General features: G+C 70.0%; 4 protein-coding genes and 1 rRNA gene. 2 read left to right on the forward strand and 3 right to left on the reverse strand.

Going from position 1 to position 5779, the window contains the following annotated elements; genetic code table 11:
- Positions 1-196 precede the first annotated feature (196 nt).
- Both ACFV0O_RS41015 and ACFV0O_RS41020 read right to left on the reverse strand, forming a co-directional pair.
- On the reverse strand, positions 197-1486 hold the full coding sequence (locus tag ACFV0O_RS41015; RefSeq protein ID WP_380350035.1) for a citrate synthase: 1290 nt from the start codon (positions 1484-1486) through the stop codon (positions 197-199).
- Positions 1487-1711: 225 nt separating this feature from the next.
- A complete protein-coding gene (locus ACFV0O_RS41020) occupies positions 1712-3943 on the reverse strand; it encodes an ATP-dependent RecD-like DNA helicase (RefSeq protein ID WP_380350038.1) in 2232 nt (743 codons plus the stop codon).
- A 217-nt stretch (positions 3944-4160) separates the two neighbouring features.
- Between ACFV0O_RS41020 and ACFV0O_RS41025 the strand changes: the two genes are divergently transcribed.
- Positions 4161-4952: a VOC family protein gene (locus tag ACFV0O_RS41025; RefSeq protein WP_380350041.1), complete on the forward strand. Its 792-nt coding sequence runs from the start codon at positions 4161-4163 to the stop codon at positions 4950-4952.
- 127 nt (positions 4953-5079) lie between these two features.
- Positions 5080-5532, forward strand: a complete 453-nt coding sequence (locus ACFV0O_RS41030; protein WP_380350044.1) for a GNAT family N-acetyltransferase — start codon at positions 5080-5082, stop codon at positions 5530-5532.
- Between the two features lie 91 nt (positions 5533-5623).
- On the opposite strand, the gene rrf is transcribed toward ACFV0O_RS41030, so the two are convergent.
- Positions 5624-5740 (reverse strand): 5S ribosomal RNA (rrf, locus tag ACFV0O_RS41035).
- Between the last annotated feature and the right edge of the window lie 39 nt (positions 5741-5779).

Below are 5779 nucleotides of genomic sequence, written 5' to 3' on the forward strand. Positions count from 1 at the left end.
GGGACTGGGCGAACCGGTCGCTGGCCGGCGCGGGGGCCGGCCACCCCTGGAGGCGGGTGGCGCAGGGGCCCTGACCGGCGCCCCTGCGGGGGCCCCCGCGCGGGGACGCGGAGGGGCCCGGCCGCTCAGTCAGCGGCCGGGCCCCTTTCAGCTCCCGTCCGGGCGGTGCCCGGCGTCGGCGTCGTCGCGCGTGTCGTCAGCGCCCGTCGAGCGGGACGTAGTCGCGGATCGCGGTGCCGGTGTAGATCTGGCGCGGGCGGCCGATCCGGCTGGTCGGGTCGTTGATCATCTCGTGCCAGTGGGCGATCCAGCCCGGCAGCCGGCCGAGGGCGAACAGCACGGTGAACATGCTGGTCGGGAAGCCCATGGCGCGGTAGATCAGGCCGGTGTAGAAGTCCACGTTCGGGTACAGCTTGCGCGAGATGAAGAAGTCGTCCTTGAGGGCGTGCTCCTCCAGCTTGAGCGCGATGTCCAGCAGCTCGTCGCTCTTGCCGAGCTGGCCGAGGACCTCGTGCGCGAGCAGCTTCACCTGGGCGGCGCGCGGGTCGAACGCCTTGTAGACCCGGTGCCCGAAGCCCATCAGCTTGACGCCGGCTTCCTTGTTCTTCACCTTCGTGATGAAGGCGTCGACGTCGCCGCCGTCCTTCTGGATGCTCTCCAGCATCTCCAGGACGGCCTGGTTGGCGCCGCCGTGCAGCGGGCCCCACAGGGCCGAGATGCCGGCCGAGATCGAGGCGAACAGGTTGGCGTGGCTGGAGCCGACCAGACGCACGGTGGAGGTCGAGCAGTTCTGCTCGTGGTCCGCGTGCAGGATGAGCAGCTTGTCGAGGGCGTTGACCACGACCGGGTTGAGCTCGTAGTCCTCGGCGGGGACGGCGAACGTCATCCGCAGGAAGTTCTCGACGTAGCTCAGGTCGTTGCGCGGGTAGACGAAGGGCTGGCCCATCGCCTTCTTGTACGCGTAGGCGGCGATCGTCGGCAGCTTGGCGAGCAGGCGGACCGTCGACAGATGGCGCTGGGCCGCGTCGAACGGGTTGTGGCTCTCCGGGTAGAACGTGGACAGCGCGCCGACGACCGAGGACAGCATCGCCATCGGGTGGGCGTCCCGCGGGAAGCCCTGGAAGAAGCGCTTGACGTCCTCGTGCAGCAGGGTGTGCTGGGTGATCTCGCGGTTGAACTCCGCCAGCTGGCCCGCGTTCGGCAGCTCACCGTTGATCAGGAGGTACGCGGTCTCGATGAACCCGCCCTGCGAGGCGAGCTGCTCGATCGGGTAGCCGCGGTACCGCAGGATGCCGTTGTCGCCGTCCACGAAGGTGATCGCGGACTTGTACGCGGCGGTGTTACCGAAGCCGTTGTCCAGGGTGACCAGGCCGGTCTGCGGGAGCAGCTTCGAGATGTCGAAGCCGGCGTTGCCCGCAGTGCTCTCGACGACGGGGTACTCGTACTCGCCGTCCTGGTACCGCAGTACTACCGAGTTGTCGCTCACGTCTTCCTCACCGACGAAATGAATCCTCTTCCAAGGTGCCCTGACTGTCTCTACCATCCCCCATCCGGAGGACAGTCGCGCACCCGGGGTGGCCCGAAAGGGCCCGCCCCTACAAAACCTGCCGCCGCAGCCGGTACGAACCGGACAAGATCGGCACCACCCTAGGCTCTGCCGTAAATCTCTTCACGTCAAGAGAACATTAGAGGCAACCATCCCGTTGGATAATCATCCAGTAGTCAGTCGATGATCGAGCGCGGTATGCCTCCGACCTGCGCTGACAGCCCGTACGGCCTGCGCGATCGCCTTCCGTGACCCGACCAGCACCACGAGTTTCCGAGCCCTGGTCACAGCGGTGTAGAGCAGGTTCCGCTGGAGCATCGTCCAAGCGGACATGGTGACCGGAATCACCACCACCGGGTACTCGCTGCCCTGCGAGCGGTGGATCGTCACCGCGTACGCGTGGGCCAGCTCGTCCAGTTCGTCGAAGTCGTAGGCCACCTCCTCGTCCTCGTCGGTGAGCACCGTCAGCCGCTGGTCGTCCACGCTGAGGGCGGTCACCACTCCCACTGTGCCGTTGAAGACCCCGTTCCGCCCCTTGTCGTAGTTGTTGCGGATCTGCGTGACCTTGTCCCCCACCCTGAACGTGCGGCCGCCGAAGCGGCGTTCAGCCAACCCCTCCCGGGCCGGCGTCACCGCCCCCTGCAACAGGGTGTTCAGGTTCCCCGCCCCCGCCGGACCGCGGTGCATCGGCGCCAGCACCTGGACGTCCCGGCGCGGGTCGAACCCGAACCGCTGCGGGATCCGCCGCGCCACCACGTCCACCGTCAGCCCGGCCGCCAGCTCCGCGTCGTCCTCCGCGAACAGGAAGAAGTCCGCCAGACCCTCCGTCAACGGCGGCTTGCCCTCGTTGATCCGGTGCGCGTTCGTCACCACCCCCGACTGCTGCGCCTGCCGGAAGATCCTGGTCAGCCGCACCGACGGGATCGGCCCGCCCGCCGCCAGCAGGTCCCGCAGCACCTCCCCGGCCCCCACCGAGGGCAACTGGTCCACGTCCCCCACGAACAGCAGGTGCGCCCCCGGCGGCACCGCCTTGACCAGCTTGTTCGCCAGGATCAGGTCCAGCATCGAGGCCTCGTCGACCACCACCAGGTCCGCGTCCAGCGGCCGGTCCCGGTCGTACGCGGCGTCCCCGCCCGGCTTCAGCTCCAGCAGCCGGTGCACCGTCGACGCCTCCACCCCGGTCAGCTCCGACAGCCGCTTCGCCGCCCGGCCGGTCGGCGCCGCCAGCACGACCTTGGCCCGCTTCGCCAGCGCCAGCGTCACGATCGACTTCACCGTGAACGACTTGCCGCAGCCCGGGCCGCCCGTCAGCACCGCGACCCGCTCGGTCAACGCCAACCGCACCGACTGCTCCTGCTCGGGCGCCAGCTCCGCCCCGGTCCGCTTCGCCAGCCAGTCCAGCGCCACCCGCCAGTCCACCCCGGCGAACCAGGGCATCCGGTCGGTGTCCGAACGCAGCAGCCGCAGCAGCTGGTTGGCCAGCGAGATCTCCGCCCGGTGGAACGGCACCAGGTACACCGCGGTGATCGGCCCGCCGCCGTCCCCCGGCACCGGCTCGCGCACCACCCCCTCCGTCGCCACCAGCTCCGCCAGGCAGTCGATCACCAGCCCGACGTCCACCTGCAACAGCTTCACGCCGTCCGCGATCAGCCGCTCCTCCGGCAGGAAGCAGTGCCCCTGGTCGGTGCTCTGCGACAGCGCGTACTGCAAGCCGGCCTTCACCCGCTCCGGGCTGTCGTGCGGGATCCCCACCGCCTGGGCGATCCGGTCCGCCGTCAGGAAACCGATCCCCCAGACGTCCCCGGCCAGCCGGTACGGCTCGTTCTTCACCACACCGATCGAACCGTCGCCGTACTGCTTGTAGATTCGCACAGCCAGCGAGGTCGACACCCCGACCCCCTGCAGGAAGACCATCACCTCCTTGATGGCCTTCTGCTCCTCCCAGGCCGCCGCGATCTTCTTGGTGCGCTTCGGCCCCAGCCCCGGAACCTCGATCAGCCGGCCCGGCTCGTTCTCGATCACCTCAAGGGTGTCCGCCCCGAACCGCTCCACGATCCGCTCGGCGAACCGCGGCCCGATCCCCTTGATCAGCCCCGAGCCCAGGTACCGCTGGATCCCCTGGACCGTGGCCGGCAGCACCGTCGTGTAGTTCTCCACCGTGAACTGCCGCCCGTACTGCGGGTGCGAGCCCCACCGCCCGTGCAGCCGCAACGACTCCCCGACCTGCGCCCCCAGCAGCGCGCCCACCACGGTCAGCAGGTCGTTCCCGCCCCGGCCGGTGTCCACCCGGGCCACCGTGTAGCCGGTCTCCTCGTTGGCGTAGGTGATCCGCTCCAACACGCCCTCGACCTGCGCGAGCTGGAGCGGCTGCTGCCCCGACGGCGCGTGCTTGCTCACCGGGCCCCCTTCGACCGGTACGGGTGGATCATTCCGCTACGCACCGTACCGCCCGGCCCCGACAAGCCCACAGCCCCGGAACCCGGCGGCCCGGCCCGGGCCCGGGCCTGCGGAGCCTGCCGTGCAGCGCCTCCGCCGAAGTGCCAGGCTGAGGGTAGGCAGGGGGACCGTCGACCGCGCCCGCCCGGGCCGGCCCCGTCCGAGGAGCAGTGCCGACATGCTCAACACCGCCTACCGCCCCGGCTCCCCCGACTGGCTCGACCTGAGCAGCCCCGACACCCGGGCCTCCGTGGACTTCTACACCGCGCTGTTCGGCTGGACCTTCGACTCGGCCGGCCCCGAAGCGGGCGGCTACGGCTTCTTCCGGCTCGACGGCCGCACCGTCGCCGCCCTCGGCCCGCTCACCGAGGAGGGCTCCGCACCCGCCTGGACCCTCTACTTCGCCACCCTCGACGCCGACCGCACCACCGAACTCGTCGAACAGGCCGGCGGCCGCGTCCGCTACACCCCCTTCGACGTCTTCACCTCCGGCCGGATGGCCGGCTACACCGACCCCACCGGCGCCGACTTCGCCGTCTGGCAACCGCACGACACCCGCGGCCTGGACCTCGTCGACCAGGAGGGCAGCCTCTGCTGGGCCGAGTGCCTCAGCGTCGACGCCGAACTCGCCAAATCCTTCTACCGCACCGTCTTCGGCTGGCAGGAACAGGACGTCCCGTTCGGGGACTCGCTCTACACCGTCCTCACCCCGGCGGGCGGCGGCACCGACGACGCGCACGGCGGCATCGTCCAGCTCCACCCCGACCAGACCGCCGCCGGCACGGCCTCGCACTGGTTCCCGTACTTCGAGGTCCCCAACGCGGACGCCAGCCTCGCCATCGCCGACACCCTCGGCGCCACCGTCCGGCTCCCCGCCACGGACGTCCACGGCGTCGGCCGCCTCGCCCGGCTCGCCGACCCGCACGGCGCGGTCTTCGCCGTCATCACCAGTGCCGCGCCCGGCGCGTGACACCCGCTCACCCCGCCCCGCCCACCCGGCCCCGGATCGTCCCCGAGAAGGGGCGTGAGGGGGTGCTACGGGCGTAGACGGGCGATCGAGGTCAACCAGTGCCTTCTATTCTCTGATCATGAGCGACATGACCGATCTGACGATCCGCCGGGCGACCGAGGCGGACCTCCCGGCGATAGTGGCGATGCTCGCCGACGACCCGCTGGGCGCGACCCGTGAGAGCCCCGACGACCTCACCGCGTACCGCACCGCCTTCGCCCGCATCGACGGCGACCCGCACCAGCACCTGGTCGTCGCCGACCGGGCCGGCCGGACCGTCGGCACCCTGCAGCTGACCGTCATCCCGGGTCTCTCCCGCCGTGGCTCCATCCGCACGATCATCGAGGCCGTCCGCGTCCACGCCGACGAACGGGGCAACGGGCTCGGCACCGACCTGATCGAATGGGCCGTCGAACGCTCCCGCGAACTCGGCGCCGACCTCGTCCAGCTCACCTCCGACGCCACCCGCACCGACGCCCACCGCTTCTACGAACGGCTCGGATTCGTTCCGTCGCACGTCGGATTCAAGCTGAAGGTCTGACCGAAGGTCCGACGCCGCACCTCGGACAGAACGCCCGGGAAACGCGAAGAACCCCCATCCGGAATCCGGATGGGGGTTCTTCACAAAGGTTGTTCGGCGGCGTCCTACTCTCCCACAGGGTCCCCCCTGCAGTACCATCGGCGCTGTGAGGCTTAGCTTCCGGGTTCGGAATGTAACCGGGCGTTTCCCTCACGCTATGACCACCGAAACACTATGAAACTGTCAACCGCACACCCGAAATCGGGCG

This window comes from Kitasatospora sp. NPDC059577 (assembly GCF_042735475.1).
Classification (GTDB): Bacteria; Actinomycetota; Actinomycetes; order Streptomycetales; family Streptomycetaceae; genus Kitasatospora.